Below are 18815 nucleotides of genomic sequence, written 5' to 3'. Positions count from 1 at the left end.
GCCGGCCGCCGTTGTCAGGGCTCCTCCTGCGGACGCGGCGCGAGCACCAGCATCGTGACGTCGTCCTGCACATCGGGGCAGTGCCGGACGAGGTCGGTCCACACCCGTTCGGCCAGTGCGACCGGGTCCTCGGCGGCGAGGTCCGGCAGCCGTTCGGCCAGCGGGTAGAAGACCCCGCCCGCGTCCCTGGCCTCGGTCACCCCGTCGGAGGCGAGGAAGAGCCGGTCACCCGCCCTCAGCGGCACCGAGACGGCCCGGGGCGGGGCGGCCCCGGCGAGGCCGAGACCGAGCGGCGTGCACGGCTCGACGTCCAGCTCGACGGCCTTCCCGTCCCGCAGCAGCAGCGGTCCGGCCTGCCCGCACGCCACGATCCGCACGACCCGGGCGTCGGCGGAGAAGTCGAGCAGCACCGCCGTCGCGAACAGCTCGGCATGCGGGTCGTCCGCCGAGTCCACCGCCAGCCTCCGGTCGAGCCGGGCCGCCACCGCCTCCGGGTCCGGCTGGTCCAGCACCGCCTCCCGGAACGCCCCCAGCAGCGACGCGACCGTGGCCACGGCCGACAGCCCGTGCCCCTGCACATCGCCCATCACCGCCCGTACGCCGTAGGGGCCCGCCCGTACGTCGAAGAAGTCGCCGCCGACCAGCGTCCCGCGCTGCGCGGCCCGGTACAGCCCCGCACACCGCACCGGCCCGACCCGCTCCGGCAGCAGCGGTACGACGGCCCGCTGCGCGACCTCGGCGACGGTCCGCTCGGTGACCAGCTGCGCGTCCCGCCGGGAGCGGACGTACGACAGCAGCACGCTCAGCACCGAGACGAAGCACACGGTCAGCAGGTCGGTACTGCCCGGGTCGTCGAGATTGAACACCGGCACGGTCAGCACGACCACCACCAGCGCGCCGAGCACCGCGGTCGCCACCGGTCCGTGTGCCAGCACGGCCAGCGGCGGGATGGCGCCCAGCAGGAAGCCGATGTCGAGCGGCTCCGGGCTGACCAGCTCCGCCAGGCAGACGCCCACCAGCAGCGCCGACGGCAGCACCCGGGCCCAGACGGGCGGCGGTGCGCCGCGCAGCCAGCCCCGCCGGTACGGATCCCGGCGTGCCGGCCGGCCGCGCACACTGCTCACACCACCACGCTGCAACGGCCGACCGCCCGCCGCACGCCGGGCCCGCACCCCAGCGGGGCCCCCGGACACGGCGGGAAGGGCATCCGGCGCCGGCCGGATGCCCAGGTGGGAGCCGGGCCCGAAAACCGATGGACGGCCCGTCGGGAGATCCCGTAGCGTGTGGCGCGCCACGCCCCGAGACCAGCGGAAGGAGGGCAGAGCCGTGCCGTTCACACCGATCCCGCGCTCCCTCCCCGTTGTCCCGGCGTGCCTCGACTGACCCACCGGGAGCGCTCCGAGCAGTATGCGTCCCGGAGGACATCCCATGACCGATGTGGTCATCCGCGCGCTCGACCCGAGCGACGCCGGACTCTTCGACACCCTGCCCGACCCACTGGGCGCCCGTGAGGGCCACCGCACGACCCGGCACCGCCCCGAGTGGAAGCGGGTGGCCCTGCGCGACGGCCGTGTCGTCGCCCGCGGCGCCTGGTGGGGCGGCCCCGACGACACCGAACCCCTCAACGTCAACTGGTTCGACGTGGCCGACGGCGAGGAGGAGGCGGGCGCCGCGCTCCTGCGTTCCGCCCCCTGGCAGGTCGAACTGGAGCTGAACCTGCCCGCCGGCTGGCGCGACGACCCTGCCCTGCGCAGCGCCGCGGAAACCTGCTTCACGGCCGCCCGGAAGGCCGGTTACGACCTCTTGGTCGAACGCTTCCTGTACCGGTGGACCCCCGGGCACGGCCTGCCCGAGCGGCCCGGGCGCCTGAAGTTCCGCGCCGAACCGGACGACGCCGTGTTCTTCGACGCGCTGCGCCGCATCCACTCCGTCACCCTGGACGCCCACGCGCTCAAGGCCATCGAGCAGGGCGGAACCGACCAGGCGGCCCAGGAGGAACTCGACTTCTTCCACTGGTGCCCGTCGCCGCGCGAGTGGTGGCAGACCGCGTACACGGCGCAGGGCGACCTGGCCGGCGTCCACATCCCGGCCCACAACCCGTCGGGCCCCTGCATCGGCTTCATCGGCGTCGTGCCGGAACACCGCGGACACGGCTACGCCTACGACCTCCTGGCCGAGTGCACCCACTTCCTCGTCGAGCAGGGGGCGGAGGCCGTCACCGGGGCGACGGACCGGGGCAACGTTCCCATGGCGGCGAACTTCGCCAAGGCCGGCTACCCGGTGGTGAAGGAGCGGCTCAACTTCGACCCGCCCTCGGTGTAGGAACCGGGGCGCACGCCCGCGAACTCGCCCCGGCCGAACGGGATACCGGAGGCCGGGGCCGTCACGGCGCGCTCAGTCGTTCAGCAGTTCCTGAGCCGCCGTGAGGATCTCCGTCACCCTCAGGCCGAACGCCGCGTCGCAGGCGTGCGGGCGGCCGGTGCGGGCGGCGGCGAGCAGCGCGTCCGCCGCCCGCTTCAGCGCGGGCACCGCCCCGTCGGCGCTGTCCGGCAGCGTCGCGACCCCGGCCTCTCCCCGCAGTTCCACGGCGGCACCGGCCGCGGCCGGCGGTGCCGTCAGGCTCAGGGTGAGGGTGCTCGACGCGCCACCGGTGTGGTCCAGGACGACATGCGCCGTGTCGCCGGGGCCGTACGCCGCCGCCGTCACCCGCCGGACGTCGCCGAGGACCGGCAGCAGCACGGACAGGGCGTGCGGGCCGACGTCCCACAGGGCGCCCTTCTCCCGCCGCCACGGCGTCGCGAAGGGGCTCTCGCTGGTGAACACCGCGCCGAGCCATTCGGCCCGCCCCGTGAACCAGCCCCGCGCCGCCGCCTGTTGGGCGATCCACGCCGCCGGTTCGGGCTGGAAGCGGGTCGTGAAGAACACGACCGAGGCGACACCGGCCTCCGCGGCGGCCTCGACCACGGCCCGCCCCTGCGCTGGTGTCGGCGCGAGCGGCTTGTCGAGCAGCAGATGGCACCCGGCCCGCGCCGCCCGGGCGGCGAGTGAGGCCTGTACCTCGGGCGGCAGCGCCACCGCGACGGCGTCCACGTCGGCGAACAGTTCGTCGGCGTCGTCGTAGGCGCGGACGCCGTGCCGTTCCGCCAGCTCCTTGGCCGCCTCGGGGCGACGCCCCCACACTCCCGCGAAGTCCAACTGCTCATGCCCGCTCAACGCGGGTGCGTGGGCCAGCTGCGCCCAGGGTCCGGTGCCGAGCAGTCCTATGCGCATGCCGCCGCCTCTCCACACTGTCGGAACGACGAGCGTGCCACACGCGAACGGCAGGCCCGCAACAAGGGGCGGGCAACAGAAAAGGCAAGGAGTGTTCTCCTCGCCTGTCTCAAGTTATAGCCCACGGGGGGCCTTGCGGCAAGGCCCCCCGGCTCCCGCACAATGTCCCGCCTAAGCCCATGACCTGCGGAAACGGGAGCATGACGTGACCCCTGCGACCACGAGCGCGTTCGACCTTCCCGACCGCCTCGCGCACAAGGCCGCCCCCGCGTCGATCGCCGGGGACGAACGGCACTTCGCCGCCGTCGCCGACTGCCTGGAGCAGTCGATCGCCGAACTGTCCGACCGTCTGGACGCCGAGCGCAGGGCACCCGGCGGCAAGGGCCGGCAGGCCATGGACCGGGACGCCGAGATCCACCGCCTCACCACCCGTCTGCGCGCCCTGCGCCGCTTCGGACTGGACCTGTGCCTCGGGCGCATGGTCGCCGCGGACGGCTCCGGGCCCGTCTACGTGGGGCGGCTCGGCCTCACGGACAGCGAGGGACGCCGGCTGCTGGTCGACTGGCGGTCCCCGGCCGCGGAGCCGTTCTTCGGCGCCACCCACGCCGACCCGATGGGCCTGGCGAGCAGGCGCAGGTACCGCTGGACCGACGGGCGGATCGTCGACTACTGGGACGAGGTGTTCACCGCCGACGGCTTCGAAGGGCACGCCGCGCTCGACGACCAGTCCGCCTTCATCGCGAGCCTCGGCACCAACCGCTCGCCCCGCATGCGGGACGTGCTCGGCACCATCCAGGCCGACCAGGACGCCATCATCCGCGCCGGGTCCCGCGGCGCCCTCGTCGTCGACGGCGGCCCGGGCACCGGCAAGACCGTCGTCGCCCTGCACCGCTCCGCCTACCTCCTCCACTCCGACCCGCGCCTCGGGCAGCACCGCCGGGGCGGCGTGCTCTTCGTCGGCCCCCACCGGCCGTACCTGTCCTACGTCTCCGACGTCCTGCCCAGCCTCGGGGAGGAAGGCGTGCAGACCTGCATCCTGCGCGACCTCGTCGACGAGGGCGCCACCGCCGAGGCCGAGACCGACCCCGAGGTGGCCCGCCTGAAGTCGACCGCCGACATGGTGCGGGCCATCGAGAAGGCCGTCCGCTTCTACGAGGAACCGCCCACCGAGGCGATGACGGTCACGACCCACTGGTCCGACATCCGCCTCGGCGCCCGCGACTGGGCCACGGCGTTCCAGGCTGCGGAACCCGGCACTCCGCACAACGAGGCGCGCGACCAGGTCTGGGAGGAACTCCTCACGATCTGCGTCGGCAAGCACGAGGGCGACGCCCCGGAGGACCTGCTCCGCAAGGCGCTGGCGCGCGACCGGGAGCTGCTCACGGTCTTCCACCGCGCCTGGCCGCTGCTCGAGGCGGCCGACCTCGTCGGGGACCTCTGGTCCGTGCCCGCCTATCTGCGGATGTGCGCGCCCTGGCTCGACCGTGACGAGGTGCGCACCCTGCAACGCGCCGAGCCGCAGGCCTGGACCGTCTCCGACCTGCCGCTGCTGGACGCGGCACGCCGGCGGCTCGGCGACCCGGGGGCCTCAGGGCGCAGGCGCCGGCAGGAGGCCGCTGTGGCCGCACAGCAGGACCGCATGGCCGACGTCATCGACGACCTGCTGGAGGCCCACACCTACGACGACGGCGAAGGCGTGCTGGTCATGCTGCACGGGCAGGACATGCGCAACTCCCTCGTCGACGACAGCGCCCTGCCCACCGCCGACCCGGACCGGCTCGCCGGGCCGTTCGCGCACATCGTCGTGGACGAGGCGCAGGAACTGACCGACGCGGAATGGCAGATGCTGCTGCCGCGCTGCCCGTCCCGGAGCTTCACCATCGTCGGGGACCGCGCCCAGGCCCGGCACGGGTTCACGGAGTCGTGGCGGGAACGGCTGGAGCGCATCGGTCTGGACCGGGTCGAGCTGGCCGCCCTGAGCATCAACTACCGGACGCCCGCCGAGATCATGGCGGAGGCCGAGCCGGTCATCCGGGCCGCCCTGCCGGACGCCAACGTGCCGACGTCCATCCGCGGCAGCGGCGTCCCCGTCCGCCACGGGTCCGCCGCGGAGCTGACGTCGGTCCTGGACACCTGGCTGGCCGCGCACTCCGAGGGGATCGCCTGTGTGATCGGCGATCGCGGGTTCCGCCCGGCCTCGCCCCGCGTCCGGTCGCTCACCCCGGAACTGTCGAAGGGGCTGGAGTTCGACCTGGTCGTGCTCGTCGATCCGGAGAACTTCGGCGAAGGGGCCGACGGTGTCGAAGGCGCCGTCGACCACTACGTGGCGATGACCCGGGCCACGCAGGAGCTCGTGGTCCTGACGAGCTCCTGACGCTCCGGCCCGGGCGGAGTGCCCCGGCGGGCGGCTCCCGCTCGGCCGCTCAGCTCTGTGCGCTGATGTTGACCATCCAGGGAACGCCGAAGCGGTCCGTGCACATGCCGAACACGTCGCCCCACATCTGCTTCTCCAGCGGCACCGACACCGAGCCGCCCTCGGACAGCTTCTCCCAGTAGCCCCGCAGCTCGGCGTCGTCGTCACCGCTCAGGCTCACGGAGTAGGAGCCGCCCTGCTCGGACTCCATGCCCGGCGGGTTGTCGGCGCCCATCAGGGTGAAGCCGCTGGGCGTCTCCAGCATGCCGTGCATGATCTTGTCGGCGTCGGGGGCGTCGGCCTGCCCGAAGTCTCCGTAGCTGTTGAGGTCGAGCGTGCCGCCGAAGACTTCCTTGTAGAACTCCATCGCCTGCCGGGCTTCGCCGTTGAAGCTGAGGTACGGGTTGAGACGCGAGGCCATGAGAACCTCCCAGAAGGGGGCAAAGGGTAGCTTCCGCGCAGCGTAGCGCCCGGCACCGACAACGGCTCGTCGAGCGTGCCGGGAGCCGCGGCGGGACCGGGTGTGGCAGCAGCCGGTGTCCGCGCCAACCACCCTGTTAGCGTGGCCGCTTGAGCAGAGGGGGAGACGGCGGCTCATGGCATCGACGTTCCGCATCGGCGGGGACCTGGACGTACGGCGGCTCGGTTTCGGGGCCATGCATCTGCCCACCGGGCCCGGCCCCGACCGCGAGAACGCCCTGGCGGTGGCCCGGCGGGCCGTGGAGCTGGGCGTCACGCTGATCGACACGGCACATCTGTACGGCGGCGGGGCCAACGAGGAACTCCTCGCCGAGGCCCTGCACCCCTACCCGGAAGGCCTGCTGATCACCACCAAGGTCGGTGTCGCGCCCACCGGTCCCGGCGGCGACTGGAGGCTCGACGGACGGCCGGAGATCCTGCGCGACCAGGTCCGGCAGGCCCTGCGGCGGCTGCGGACCGAGCGGATCGAACTGCTCCAGCTGCACCGCATCGACCCCGGGACGCCGCTGGCCGACCAGCTCGGCACCCTGCGCGAGCTCCAGACCGAGGGCCTGGTCGGCCGGATCGGGCTGTCGGAGGTCACCGTCGGCGAACTGGAGCGGGCCCGGGAGCTCGTCGACGTCGTGAGCGTGCAGAACCGCTACAACCTCCTCGACCGGGAGCACGAGGCGGTGCTGGAGGCGTGCGTGGCGGCCGGGATCGCCTTCCTGCCGTGGCGGCCGGTGGCCTGGGGGAACACGGGGGCCGAGGCCGGGATCGCCGCCGTTGCGGCCGAGCTCGGGGCCACGCCCACGCAGGTCGCGCTCGCCTGGCTCCTCGACCGCGCCCCGGTCGTCCTGCCCATCCCGGGAACGGCCCGGGTCGAGCACCTTCAGGAGAACCTCGCCGCGGCCGAACTGAAACTGACGCCCGCCCAGCGTGACCGCCTCGACGGGTTCGCCGAGACCGGGCCGGGCAAGGCCCCGGGTCCGGCGTAAGCGGGCTCACGCCTCGTCGGACGCCCCGCTGTTCCAGTCGTACGGGCCGCCGCCCTGCCACTCGATCAGCTCGGTGTCGTCCACGGCCGTGTCGGCCGTGGGCAGGCCCTCGCGGTGCAGCAGGTCCAGTACGTCGAAGAGGCTGTAGGCGACGCCGATGCGCTCGCCGCGGATGGTCACCAGCCGTCCGCCGTCCGTCGCGGGCGGCTGCACGACCACAGGGGGTTGACCGTCCATAGCCCCACCATGCTCCCGAAACGGCCGGTCCGCAGCTCGATGGCGTCCAGAAGCGGTACGGACCCCCTCTCGCGCCGGAGCCCGGGCGGGCGGCGCGCCGGTGACAAGCCGCCACCCGGAAGGTTCGCCCTACACACGGGCATCCAGTGGGAGTACCTCCCGCAGGAGCTGGGCTTCGGCTCGGGCATGACGTGCTGGCGGCGCCTTGCGGCCTGGAACGAGGCCGGCGTGTGGGACCAGCTGCACCAGCTGCTGCTGAACAAGCGCCCCTCGAAGAACCAGCTGGACTGGTCGCGGGCGGTGACCGACCCCTCCCACGTCCGGGCCGCACGCCGGGGCCCAACAGCGGTCCCGGCCGGCCTCACGGCACCGGCCCGGTCACCTTCCGCTGGGTCGTCGAGCGGACGATCTCCTGGCTGCACGGCATCCGCCGCCTGCGCATCCGCCGGGAACGACGCGACGACATCCACGAAGCCTTCCTCGGCATCGCCGTCCGCCTGATCACGCCCCGCCGCGTCCAGAGGCTTTGTCAGGGCCAGTCAGGAGTCCTGAAGCGCAGTCCGTTCCCCCTGCCTCGCATCGGTCCCGGCCCTTCGGCGCGACATCAGGGCCAGTCAGAGCTGCAGTTTGAAACCGACGTGCGAACCAGCGAAGCCCAGGCGCTCGTAGAAGCGGTGGGCGTCGGTGCGGGCCGAGTCCGAGGTCAGCTGGACCAGTTGGCAGCCCTGGCGGCCGGACTCCTCGATCGCCCACTCGATAAGTCGGGCACCGAGGCCGTGCCCCCGCTGGGAGCTGTGCACGCGTACGCCCTCGATGATCGAGCGAGTCGAACCCTTGCGTGAAAGTCCAGGAATGATCGTGAGCTGGAGAGTGCCGACGACTCTGCCGTCCGACTCGGCAACGACCAACAGCTGGTTCGGATCTCTTTGCAACCGCTCATATGCTGACTGGTAGGGAGACAGGTCCTCGGGAGACTCGCGGGTCGCCCCCAGCGCGTCGTCGGCGAGCATGGCCACGATGTCCGGGATGTCATCCCGCGATGCCGGACGGATGTCGATATTCGTCATGCGGTGCATGTTAACCGGACGGAATCTCGCCGGGGGAGGATTCCAACTCCGCCTCCTTACCGCACTGTTCTGCTCCCGTTCACCTGCGGAAAGGCGCCGCTTTGAGAAGCGAGTCGTGGCATTTGGTTCCGTGAGTCATCTCACAATGCGAGCCGTTGCGGCACAACCCACTGCTCACAGATGATCACTCCGGGTACGCCGACGGCATGATCTCGAACACTTCGTCGGTCAGCGCGTTTCCATCAGGGATGGGGGATTCCTACATGTCTACGGCCCTTGATATGCACACCCGGGAACTTGCAGAGCAGGGGTACACGCTGCTCGAGGGGATCACCACGGACGAGGAGGCGGCCGCCGCCGTCGGCGTCTTCGGTGATCTGGTCCCGCAGTACGACGGCTCGCTGCGCTACCAGGTGCAGGCCGCTCCGGGGTTCGAGGAGCGCCGCTACTCCAAGAGCGTCAACACGATCCTGGTGCATACAGAAGCGCCGGGCTGGAACCCGCCGCCCACCTACCTGGCCCTGCACTGCCGGGTCCAGGCCACCTGCGGCAGCGGCCACACCGAACTCGCCGACATGCGGCAGTTCGTCGCCTCATTGCCCGACCGCGACCGGGCCGCCCTCTACGAAAAGACCGTCGACTGGGTCGGCCACAACACCGGGGGAGTCGGCACCGAAGGCGTCCGCCGCCCCGTCGTCGAGGTCACCGACAGCGGCCAGGAGATCCTCCGCTTCAGCTACAACCTGCTGACCACCGGCCAGTACGACCCGCCGGTCGACGCGTCCGTCGATCCGGAGCAACTGCCGCTCGGCAGCTTCGGTATCCACCTCGCGGAACAGGCCGAGGCCTTCTTCCGAGAGCACCGCGTCTCGGTCCTCATCCCCGAGAACCACGTCCTTGTGTGGGACAACCAGCGGATGGTGCACGCCCGTTCGGCCTACAGGGACAATCGGCGCCACCTCACGCGCTACTGGATCGCCGCCCAGCGCTGAACCGCGCCCGTCACCAGTCACCCCGTCACCGGTGGCACATGCACCCGCGACAGACACCGATCACGTGAGGCCCACGCATGACTGACGACCGGAACGCGCCGGTTCAGGACGAGCAATTCCCCACCGGGCTGCCGGAGGAGCTCCGGGGACTGCCCGAGGGCGTACCCCGCCACGACCCCGACGACCAGATCGAGAGCGCCGTCATCGGCCGCCTGGTCGGCAACTGGCACCGGCGTGCCACCGTCAAGCGCGACGAGCCGAACCTCGACGACCTGTTCGAGCTCGACCGCCCCGACTACCCCGAGCGGATTCTGCCGTTCCACGACCACCCCACGTACCGGGCGTTGGACCCCGCGAAGAAGACCCAGCTGCTCAGCTGGGCCTGGATCGCCTACAACCGGCACACCATCATGGCCGAGCAGAAGGTGGCCAACCCCGCCTTCGCCCTGGTCATGGAGGGCGAGTACCCCGAACTCCAGGACGAGGCGCTCAACATCTCCCTGGCCCAGGCGATGGTCGACGAGCAGTACCACACGCTGATGCACCTCAACGCCAGCGCCGTCACCCGGCGCAAGCGCGGCTGGGCGATGCCCGATCACGAACTGCCGATCTCCCACACTGCGCGTGAGCACCAGCGCCTGCGCGACAGCGCCCACGAGCGCTGGCAGCAGTCCCTGACCACCCTCGCGTTCGCGACGGTGTCGGAAATCTCCATCAACGCGTACCTGGACCTGCTCGCCGACGACCCGGACATCCAACCGATCAACAGCAGCACCGCCAAGCTGCACAACCGCGACGAGTACTGCCACGCCTCGATCTCCGCCGTGCTCGCCGAAGTCGTCCACGACCGGCTCGATGAGAAGAAGCAGCGCTACTTCCGCGACATGCTCTTCGAAGGCCTGGAGGCCTTCGTGGCGACCGACTACACGACCTGGCATCGCATCATGGACCTGGTCGGTGTCGAGGGCGGTCACAAGATGCTGCACGACTGCCAGGCAGAGCAGAGCCGCAGCCGGCTGGTCCGCGACTACACGGGCCTGCACACCCTGATCGAGCGCATGGGCGTCCAGGAACTCGTCGAGTTCGACTGGTCCAAGTCCTACGTGGCGCGCTGAGCGGAATCGAGACCCCAACCCGTGAAGCACTATGCGAACGAGCGCCTTGCGCAGCTCGCGCGCGACCGCGGCATGCCGGACGAGTACGTCCGCGATCTGCGCGTGGTCTCGAGCGTCCTGCCGTTCAAGGTGAACGAGTACGTGGCCGACGAGCTGATCGACTGGTCGGCGGCACCCGACGATCCGATCTTCCGACTCACCTTCCCGCACCGCGACATGCTGCCCGCAGAGGTCTTCGACCGTATGGCGGCGTTGTTGGACGCAGGGGCGTCGCGCTCGGAACTGCGCGCAACCGCCACCGCCGCACAGCTGGAACTGAACCCGCACCCAGGGGGCCAGCTCGAGTCGAACGTGCCGACCCTCGACGGGCGTCGGCTCGACGGCCTCCAGCACAAGTACGCCGAGACGCTGCTGGTCTTCCCCTCACAGGGGCAGACCTGCCACTCGTACTGCGGCTACTGCTTCCGCTGGGCTCAGTTCGTCAGCCAGGAGGAACTGCGCCAGGCGCTGCGTGACCCTGCGGACCTGACGGGCTACCTGACCCGTCACCCCGAGGTCACCGACGTGCTGTTCACCGGCGGCGACCCCATGATCATGCGGACCGAGGTGGTGCGCCGATGGGTGGAGCCGTTGCTGACCGCCACCCCCACGGTGCGCACCCTGCGGTTCGGCACCAAGGCCCTGTCGTACTGGCCGGCCCGGTTCACGCAGGGCCCGGACGCGGATGACCTGCTGCGGCTGTTCGAGGAGTGCGTGGCGCGGGACCGGCACGTGGCCGTCATGGCCCACTTCTCGCACCCGCGGGAGCTGGAGACGAACCAGGTGCGCGAGGCGATCGCACGCATTCGCGCCACCGGCGCCGAGGTGCGGGCCCAGGCCCCACTGGTCGCGCACGTCAACGACGACCCCGACGCCTGGTCGCGGATGTGGCAGCTCCAGGTCGAACTGGGCGTCGTTCCCTACTACATGTTCGTGGAGCGGGACACCGGGGCGAGCAGCTACTTCGGCATTCCCCTCGCCCGCGCCCTCGACATCTACCGCGAGGCCGTGCAGCAGGTCTCCGGTCTGGCCCGAACCGCTCGCGGACCCGTGATGTCCGCCGCCCCGGGCAAGGTGATGCTGCACGGCACCACGGAGGTGGCCGGGGAGAAGGCGTTCGTCCTCAGCTTCCTCCAGGCCCGCCGTCCGGACTGGGTGGGGCGGCCGTTCTTCGCGGCGTTCGACGAGCACGCTCAGTGGTACGACGAGCTGAAGCCGGTGTCCTTCGGCACCACCCTGCCGGCGAACGGGGGTGAGCAGGGATGAGGCTCCAGGTCCACGAGATCCGCCTCACGGACCATGACGTGTGGCGCAGCGCCCGCGAGGCGATCCCGGTGCAGCCCGGCGTGCTCGTCGAATTGACGGCAGGGGGCCGATCCGGATTCGGTGAGGCCTCGGCCTTCATGACCGACCGCTACAACTCTTCGCTCGACGCCTTGCACGCGGCGCTGCGCCGCGCCGCGCCGACGCTGCGGGAACTGCCGGCCGACGACCCCGAGGGGGCGTTCTCGGTCCTGGCGCCTTTGCTGTCCGGCTCCCCGTTCGCGCTGGCCGCGCTGGACGTGGCCGCGCACGATCTGGCGGCCCGACGGGCGGGCGTACCGCTGTGGCGCCGGCTGGGCGCGGCGGAGCCGGGCGCACTGCGCTCCAGCTACAGCATCGGCCTGGACGAGCCCGCGGTGATGGTGCGCAAGCTGCTGGAGCAGCCGGCCTGGCCGGCCTACAAGGTCAAGCTGGCCGCTCCCGGTGACCTGCACATCCTCAAGGCGCTGCGCGAGCACACCGACGCGCCTTTCTTCGTCGACGGCAACTGCGGATGGGAACCCGCCGCGACGCATGCTGCCCTGGGTGCGATGGCCGAACTGGGCGTGACGTTGCTGGAGCAGCCCTTCCCTCGCGACATGTGGACGGAGGCCAAGGCACTCAAGGACATCTCCCCGATCCCGGTGTACGCCGACGAGAGCATCACGGGACCGGAGGACCTCGAAGCCTGCGCCGAAGCGTTTCACGGCGTGAACCTGAAGCTCATGAAAGCCGGTGGCATCACGCCCGCCCTGCGGATGCTGCGGGCGGCGCGGGCGGCCGGGCTGGGCACGATGCTCGGCTGCATGCCCGAGTCCAGTGCCGGAGTGTCGGCCACGGCCCATCTGGGGCCCTTCGTCGATCACTTGGACGCCGACAGCATCGCGCTCCTCGCAGTGGACACGGGCGTCGGCATCCTCCTCGACGACAAGGGTGGCATCACGTTGCCCGCGGCACCCGGCACAGGCTTCGAGCCCGCCTTCCACGGACCGGCGTTCACGATCCGTCCCGCCACGGTCGGCCAAGTCGGCTGGGACGGTGAGGAGTTGTCGGCCCACCGCGACGGCACGGCCCTGGCCTCGGTGCGGATCCGGCGCAGGCCTCTGCCCGGCCGGGCGCCCTCGGACACCGTCCGGCAGCTCGACGGACCCGACGGGCCGGCCGCCGACGCGGCGGATCCGGAGGAACTGGTCGCGCTGATTCGCGGCGCGATCACGCGCGCGGTCGCCGACGGAGCGGACACGGTCTGGCTTCGGACCGGTCACAGCGGCGTGCGGCAGGCCTGCCGCACGGCCGGATTGGGTCCCCTCGGTGACCGCCCCGGCCGGGGCGGTCACGGCGGCATCCCCGGCGAGGACACCCTCACGGACGACGGCGACCCGTCGTCCTTCATGGTCTGGAAGGCGAACCGATCCGCATGACCGATGCGCACGACGTGCAGGACACGACGGCCGCGGGCAACGCCGCCGTCGCCGCGTCCGCGGACACTCCGCTGCTCCCGGCCGCCACCGCCGCAGCCCTCGCCGAGACGGCTCTGACCCGGGCGGGACTCAGCCCCGACGTCGCCCGGGACGTGGCACAGGCTCTCACCGAGACCTCGCTGCGCGGCATTGACACCCACGGCCTGCGCCTACTGCCGCAGTACCTGGACGAACTGGCGGACGCGATCGCCACCGCCCGCCCCGAGATCCGGACCATCCGTGACACCGGAGCGGCCGTCATGCTCGACGCGGGTGGTGCACTGGGGGTGGTGGCCGGCCTGACCGCCGCCCGGACCGCCGCCGAGCGGGCTCGCACGCATGGCGTAGCCGCGGTCGGGGTCCGCAACTCCAACCACTTCGGGGCGGCCTCCGTCTACAGCCGCCACCTCGCCAAGGAGGGCCTGGTGGGCATCGTCACCACCTCCGCGGCCTCCCGGGTCGCTCCGTTCTCCGGAACCGAGCCCCTGTTCGGCACGAACCCGCTGAGCTTCGCCGCGGCCGCCGAGGACGACGAGTTCGCCCTCGACATGGCCACGAGCCAGGTCTGCTTCGGTGAGATCAAGGAGCGCCGCAAGCACGCCATGGCGCTGGACGCCGGCTGGGCCACCGACACCGAGGGCAGGTCGGCCACAGACCCGGAGCAGGCGTACGCGCTCTCGCCGCTGGGCGGCTACAAGGGGCAGGGCCTGGCCATGGTCGCCACCCTGCTGGGCGCGGTGCTGACCGGCTCCCCGGCGGACTGGGAACTGGAACACATCGGTTCCTCCACCCCCGGCCGCGGCCGGGGCATCGGCCACCTCGTGGTGTGCCTTGATCCGGCCGCCTTCGCCGGCAGCGCACAGTTCGCCTCAGGGCTCAGCGGCATGCTCGCCACCACACGCGGCGCCCGGCCCGGCGCCGACGCCGAGCAGCCCGTGCAGGTGCCCGGTGATCCACAGCGGCGCATCGCCGCCGAGCGCACCCACAAGGGCATTCCGCTGGACCCGCACACCGCGCGGGCCTTCGCGGCACTCGCGGCCGAGCATGGCGTGGCCTGGCCGGGGGTGCCGGCGTGATCCTCGTCCTGATCAGCCCGCGCAACGCGGGCCTGCCCTTTGCCGAGTGGCTGCCGGAGGAGTCCGGACAGCTGCTGGCCGTCACCGCGCAGGAGGTGGCCGCCGGACCCGGCTTCGCCGACGTGGAACGGGTCACCGACTACACCGACGACGCGTCCGTCCTCGCGGCGGCCCGGCGGATGGCGGAGCGCCACACCGTGACCCGCGTGCTGGCCCTGGCCGAGGCCGACGTCGAGCGCGCGGCGCGCCTGCGCGCCGAACTGGGCCTGCCGGGCCAACTGGCCGCCAGCGCCCGCGCGTACCGCGACAAGGTGGTGATGAAGGAGCTGGCGGCGGCCGGAGGTGTGGCGGTGCCGCCTTTCGCGGCGGTGGCGTCCGCGGCGGACGTGGCGGCCTTCATGGCGGCCCACCCGGGCCCGGTCGTGGTCAAGCCGCGGGGCGGCTCCGGTTCGACCGGCGTCGCCGTGCTGCACGATCCGTCGCAGATCACTCAGGTGGCCGACCGGGTGACCGGCGGCGACTACGAGGTCGAGGGGTACGTCACCGGCCGGATGTGCCACGTGGACGCGCTGCACGTCCAGGGGGAGCCCGTGGTGTGCGTACCGTCGGTGTACACCGACGGCGGCTGCCTGTCGCACTGGACCGACTCCGGCAACGGCAGCTGGACGCTGCCGGCCTCCGACCCGCTGTACGAGCGGCTGGTGGGGGAGACCTGGCGGCTGGTGGGGGCGCTGCCCGCGGCGCCCGCGCTGTTCGTGCACGCCGAATTCTTCGTGACGGACACCGGCGAGGTCGTACTCTGCGAGATCGCCGGCCGGGTCGGCGGCACTCCCATCCCCGCCATGCTGCACGCCGTGCTCGGGCTGGACCCGCGGCACCTGTGGGCCAGGATCGAGTGCGGCCTCCCGGTGGACCTGGACGCGGTACGGGCGCACGCCGAGGCCGCGCCCCTGGTGGCCAACTTCGGCTTGCCGCCGCGCGATGGGCGGATCGTCCGGCTGCCTTCCCAAGCACCCGACGGCGCCCGCGACTTCACCGTCCTCGCTCATCTCGGCGAGGACTGGGGCGGTGCCCGGTACGCGGGCCGCAAGTCCGGCGATTTCATCGCGACATGGCTGGTGACGGCGGACGACGCCGAGGAACTGCTCGCACTGGTCGACAAGACCAGCGCGCAGACGGAGGCCGGCTTCGGCTGGGAGCCCTCCGACCGGCCGGCAGATCCCGAGGAGGCGACCGGGTGAGCGACCTGACCGCCGAGATCGTCAGCCCCGACGCCCGCCCTACGGCCTCGACCTTCCCGGCCCTCGCCGCGCCCTCGGTGATCTGGGAGGACGACCGCTGGTGGCACTTCACCGAGCACACCGACCTGCACGAGGTGCGCTACCTCGTCGTGCGCGAGGACGGCGACCTGGTCGCCCTGGCGCCCCTGCTCATCACCCATGACGGCGGAGGCCTGCTCTTTTACGACACGCCGAAGATGACCGGCGACACCAGTGCCTTCGGCGCCCCGGAGCTGCTGGACGCACAGCGGCGGGCGCGTTGGGACGAACTGGCCGGACGGCTGGCCGACGCCCGCCGCGGTCAGTACCCCTCGGTCGCCCTCGCGGTGTTCGGCTCACACCACGGCATCGTCCACGCCGAAGGACGCGACGCGGCCGGCCGGGCGCGGGTACTGGCAGAGCTGCCGCGGCTGCTGGAGGAGACCGCCGAACTGCTCGGCTGCCGCAGCAGCTCCCTGTTGTACGCCACCGACGAGCAAGCCGCCGTCCTCGGCCCCGCGGCCCGGGCACGCGGCCACATCCCGGCGGTGCTGGGCGCAGAGTCCGTCATGCGGCTCGACGCGCCGGACTGGGAGACGTACCTGGCCGGGCTGGTGAGCCGCAAGCGCAGCCGCGTCATCAACGAACTGCGCGACTACACCGAGGCAGGCTTCACCACCGTGGTCCGCGAGGGGCCCGAGTCGCTGTCGGACCCGATCGTCGACCTGCAGGTCAAGCTGCGCGCCAAGTACGGGCTGCCCGGCGGACGGGCTCGCGTTCAGCGGGACTTCGACGCCATCCGCGACACCGTCGGCGACAGTTGCATGGTGATCAGCGCCGAACGCGACGGTGAGACGCTCGGGTTCGTCCTCTACCTGCGGGCGGGCCACGCCATGTACGGCCGCACAGCAGGCTTCCACGAAGACGCCAAGGGCGTCTACTTCGCCCTGACGTACCACGAGACGAACCGCTGGGCGCTGGCCCACGGCGTGCGCGAGATCTGGTATGGACTCGCCGCCTACGACGCCAAAAGGCTGCGCGGCTGTGACCTCGAGGCACGCCACGGCTGGTTCCGCTTCACGGGCACGGGCAGCACCGAGCTCGAGGAGGTCCTGCGGCTGCAGGGCACGAGCGAACACGACCGGCTCCGGGGCCTCGGGTACGACAGCACGACGTCACAAGGAGACTGAGCACAGATGCCACTGACCGCGACCCCGCTCATCTGGATGGACGGCGAACTGGTTCCCTGGGACGACGCCAAGGTGCACGTGCTCACTCCGAGCCTGCACTACGGATGGGGCGTCTACGAGGGCATCCGCGCCTACGCCACCGACTCCGGCCCGGCCGTGTTCCGGCTGCGCGAGCACATGGCCCGCCTGCGCAACTCCGCCCGGGTCTACATGATGCAACTGCGCTGGACCGACGAGGAGTTGGTCATGGCGGTGCTTGACCTGGTCAGAAACAGCGGCCACGACTCCTGCTACATCCGTCCCCTCGCCTACCTCGGCTACGGCGAGATGGGCGTCGCACCTCAGCTCGACGCGGTGCGGATGTCGATCGCGGTGTGGCCGTGGGGGTCGTATCTCGGAGACAAGGCCGAGACAGAGGGCTGCCGCCTCATCGTCAGCAACTGGCAGCGCAACTCGCACCAGACCGTTCCGCCGCTGGCCAAGGCCACGGGCGCCTACGTCAACAGCGCACTCGCCAAGGTCGGCGCGCAGCGCGCCGGTTACGACGACGCGCTGATGCTGACGGCGACCGGGCACATCGCGGAGGCTTCCGCCGCCAACCTGTTCCTGGTGCGCGACGGTGCCCTGATCACCCCGCCCGTCAGCGACGGCATCCTGCCCGGCATCACCCGCGACAGCGTCATCACCATGGCGCGCGACCTGGGCCTGGAGGTGACTGAGCGGAGCATTCCGCGCAGCGAGGTCTACATCGCGGACGAGGCGTTCCTGACCGGCACCGCCGCCGAAGTCGTGCCGGTCGCCTCGGTGGACGAGCGGCCGATGGGCGCCAGAGGCGTCGGACCGGTCACCAAGCAGCTTCGTGAACTGTTCCGGGACGTGGTCGCCGGCCGGCACGAGCAGTATGCGCGCTGGCTGGAGCGGGTGTGAGCAGCAACGAATCACTGATCGGCACAGCGGGCCCTCGCGGCTCCGGTGTGCCGGCCTACCAGGACCCAGGGGCGGACGCGGTCCGCACCGCGATCGCACGCCTGGAGGCCGCCACGGCCCGGCTGCACACAGTTCTGGACGCGCCGACGGCCGACGCGGCGGCCCGCGACGCCGGTGCACCGGAACCCGCCGGACGGAGCGCCCTGGACGAGGAACTGTGCGACCGCCTGGTCGACTTGGCGGCAGTCCGGGCCTGGGGCGCGCGAGAGGCGACCCCCGCTTCGGCCTCCGAACCGGACCCGGATGCCGCGGCGGCCGTACTGCGCGGATGCGCGTTGTGGACCGTGGACGCCGACACCGTCCGCGCCCTGGCCATGACGCACACCGCCGCGGCCCGGCCCCCGACGGACGTGGCGGCGGACGGTGCGGCGCCGGCCACGGACGAGGTGAGCGGTGGAGCAGCGGCCGGCGTCAGGGTTTCGCCCGCCGCGGAGAAGGCGGCGGTCGGAGTAGGGCCCGCGGTTCAGGAGGTGACCAGCGGCTCGGTGCCCGCCGCCGTTACGGCGCACGGCCGGGCGGCGGCCCTCATCACCGCCCTGGCCTCAGCCGAGGTGTACGACGCGGTGTGCGCTGGGCTGCGTGCCGCGCTGGGCGACTGCCCGGCGGGCCGGGCGGCCGCCGCCTGGGAGATCGCCGACACGGCCCTGTCGGGTTTGGGCGCCACACGCGGGGAATGGGTCGACGCCGACCCGGCGCACACGGCCGCGGGCGGCTGGGTTCTCGTGGAGCGCATCGGCCGGCTGGCGCTCGCGGCTGCACTGCTGGCGTCCGCCCCCGACCTGCCGACCGCGCAGGCGGGGATCTGCGTCAACGCGGCCCGTCGGTACACCTGGAATCACCTGCGCCAGCCGCCGCCGGAGGCGGCCACCGCCGTCCACCTGCGGCGTACCGCGGAACTCGTGAACTGGATCGCCGGAACCGCAGCGCGGAGCGGCACATGAAGGGGGAGAG

17 protein-coding genes and 1 pseudogene are annotated in these 18815 nt (G+C 72.0%); 13 read left to right on the top strand and 5 right to left on the bottom strand.

Features of this window, described 5'->3' with window-relative positions; translation table 11 throughout:
- Nucleotides 1–14: 14 nt before the first annotated feature.
- The gene (locus IGS69_RS01660) at nucleotides 15–1115 is read right to left on the bottom strand and encodes a PP2C family protein-serine/threonine phosphatase (RefSeq protein WP_385862560.1); all 1101 of its coding nucleotides are present in this window, start codon (nucleotides 1113–1115) and stop codon (nucleotides 15–17) included.
- A 313-nt stretch (nucleotides 1116–1428) separates the two neighbouring features.
- Here IGS69_RS01660 and IGS69_RS01655 point away from each other — a divergent pair, with 313 nt between their 5' ends.
- Nucleotides 1429–2322 (top strand): GNAT family N-acetyltransferase, encoded by an 894-nt coding sequence (locus IGS69_RS01655; RefSeq protein WP_190896225.1) that lies wholly within the window; start codon nucleotides 1429–1431, stop codon nucleotides 2320–2322.
- Between the two features lie 72 nt (nucleotides 2323–2394).
- Here the strand turns inward: IGS69_RS01655 and IGS69_RS01650 are convergent, their stop codons facing one another.
- Nucleotides 2395–3270: a Gfo/Idh/MocA family protein gene (locus IGS69_RS01650; RefSeq protein WP_190896223.1), complete on the bottom strand. Its 876-nt coding sequence runs from the start codon at nucleotides 3268–3270 to the stop codon at nucleotides 2395–2397.
- A 205-nt stretch (nucleotides 3271–3475) separates the two neighbouring features.
- Here IGS69_RS01650 and helR point away from each other — a divergent pair, with 205 nt between their 5' ends.
- Nucleotides 3476–5644 carry an RNA polymerase recycling motor ATPase HelR gene (helR, locus tag IGS69_RS01645; protein ID WP_190896220.1) on the top strand — a complete coding sequence of 723 codons (2169 nt, stop codon included), beginning with the start codon at nucleotides 3476–3478 and terminating at the stop codon, nucleotides 5642–5644.
- A 49-nt stretch (nucleotides 5645–5693) separates the two neighbouring features.
- Here helR and IGS69_RS01640 read toward each other — a convergent pair whose 3' ends face one another.
- Nucleotides 5694–6104, bottom strand: a complete 411-nt coding sequence (locus tag IGS69_RS01640; RefSeq protein WP_190896218.1) for a VOC family protein — start codon at nucleotides 6102–6104, stop codon at nucleotides 5694–5696.
- Between the two features lie 175 nt (nucleotides 6105–6279).
- Between IGS69_RS01640 and IGS69_RS01635 the strand changes: the two genes are divergently transcribed.
- Nucleotides 6280–7140, top strand: coding sequence for an aldo/keto reductase (locus IGS69_RS01635; protein WP_190896216.1), 861 nt, complete (start codon nucleotides 6280–6282; stop codon nucleotides 7138–7140).
- A gap of 6 nt (nucleotides 7141–7146) precedes the next feature.
- On the opposite strand, the gene IGS69_RS01630 is transcribed toward IGS69_RS01635, so the two are convergent.
- Nucleotides 7147–7377: a hypothetical protein gene (locus IGS69_RS01630; RefSeq protein WP_190896214.1), complete on the bottom strand. Its 231-nt coding sequence runs from the start codon at nucleotides 7375–7377 to the stop codon at nucleotides 7147–7149.
- A gap of 9 nt (nucleotides 7378–7386) precedes the next feature.
- On the opposite strand from IGS69_RS01630, the pseudogene IGS69_RS01625 reads away from it, so the two are divergent.
- Nucleotides 7387–7916, top strand: a pseudogene (locus IGS69_RS01625) (transposase); the annotation flags it as partial.
- 75 nt (nucleotides 7917–7991) lie between these two features.
- Here the strand turns inward: IGS69_RS01625 and IGS69_RS01620 are convergent.
- Nucleotides 7992–8444 (bottom strand): GNAT family N-acetyltransferase, encoded by a 453-nt coding sequence (locus IGS69_RS01620; RefSeq protein WP_190896213.1) that lies wholly within the window; start codon nucleotides 8442–8444, stop codon nucleotides 7992–7994.
- Nucleotides 8445–8707: 263 nt separating this feature from the next.
- Here IGS69_RS01620 and IGS69_RS01615 point away from each other — a divergent pair, with 263 nt between their 5' ends.
- The 9 genes from IGS69_RS01615 (at nucleotide 8708) to IGS69_RS01575 (ending at nucleotide 18805) form a co-directional block, all read left to right on the top strand.
- Nucleotides 8708–9436, top strand: a complete 729-nt coding sequence (locus IGS69_RS01615) for a TauD/TfdA family dioxygenase (RefSeq protein ID WP_190896211.1) — start codon at nucleotides 8708–8710, stop codon at nucleotides 9434–9436.
- Nucleotides 9437–9513: 77 nt separating this feature from the next.
- Nucleotides 9514–10551 (top strand): AurF N-oxygenase family protein, encoded by a 1038-nt coding sequence (locus tag IGS69_RS01610; RefSeq protein ID WP_190896208.1) that lies wholly within the window; start codon nucleotides 9514–9516, stop codon nucleotides 10549–10551.
- 21 nt (nucleotides 10552–10572) lie between these two features.
- Complete coding sequence (locus IGS69_RS01605) at nucleotides 10573–11856, top strand: KamA family radical SAM protein (RefSeq protein WP_198427714.1); 1284 nt, start codon at nucleotides 10573–10575, stop codon at nucleotides 11854–11856.
- Nucleotides 11853–13313, top strand: coding sequence for a dipeptide epimerase (locus tag IGS69_RS01600; RefSeq protein ID WP_190896206.1), 1461 nt, complete (start codon nucleotides 11853–11855; stop codon nucleotides 13311–13313). Before IGS69_RS01605 ends, IGS69_RS01600 begins: the two co-directional genes overlap by 4 nt.
- Nucleotides 13310–14428, top strand: a complete 1119-nt coding sequence (locus IGS69_RS01595) for an Ldh family oxidoreductase (protein WP_190896204.1) — start codon at nucleotides 13310–13312, stop codon at nucleotides 14426–14428. Before IGS69_RS01600 ends, IGS69_RS01595 begins: the two co-directional genes overlap by 4 nt.
- On the top strand, nucleotides 14425–15669 hold the full coding sequence (locus IGS69_RS01590; RefSeq protein ID WP_190896202.1) for an ATP-grasp domain-containing protein: 1245 nt from the start codon (nucleotides 14425–14427) through the stop codon (nucleotides 15667–15669). Before IGS69_RS01595 ends, IGS69_RS01590 begins: the two co-directional genes overlap by 4 nt.
- Nucleotides 15666–16877 (top strand): GNAT family N-acetyltransferase, encoded by a 1212-nt coding sequence (locus IGS69_RS01585; protein ID WP_190896199.1) that lies wholly within the window; start codon nucleotides 15666–15668, stop codon nucleotides 16875–16877. Before IGS69_RS01590 ends, IGS69_RS01585 begins: the two co-directional genes overlap by 4 nt.
- A 6-nt stretch (nucleotides 16878–16883) precedes the next feature.
- Nucleotides 16884–17804, top strand: coding sequence for a branched-chain amino acid transaminase (locus IGS69_RS01580; protein WP_190896197.1), 921 nt, complete (start codon nucleotides 16884–16886; stop codon nucleotides 17802–17804).
- Nucleotides 17801–18805: a hypothetical protein gene (locus tag IGS69_RS01575; protein ID WP_190896195.1), complete on the top strand. Its 1005-nt coding sequence runs from the start codon at nucleotides 17801–17803 to the stop codon at nucleotides 18803–18805. The genes IGS69_RS01580 and IGS69_RS01575 overlap by 4 nt, the downstream gene beginning before the upstream one ends.
- Nucleotides 18806–18815: the final 10 nt, after the last annotated feature.

Source organism: Streptomyces tuirus (assembly GCF_014701095.1).
Classification (GTDB): domain Bacteria; phylum Actinomycetota; class Actinomycetes; order Streptomycetales; family Streptomycetaceae; genus Streptomyces; species Streptomyces tuirus.
The sequence above is the reverse complement of the archived record's forward strand: the minus strand, read 5'-3'. Positions and strand labels throughout refer to the sequence as shown.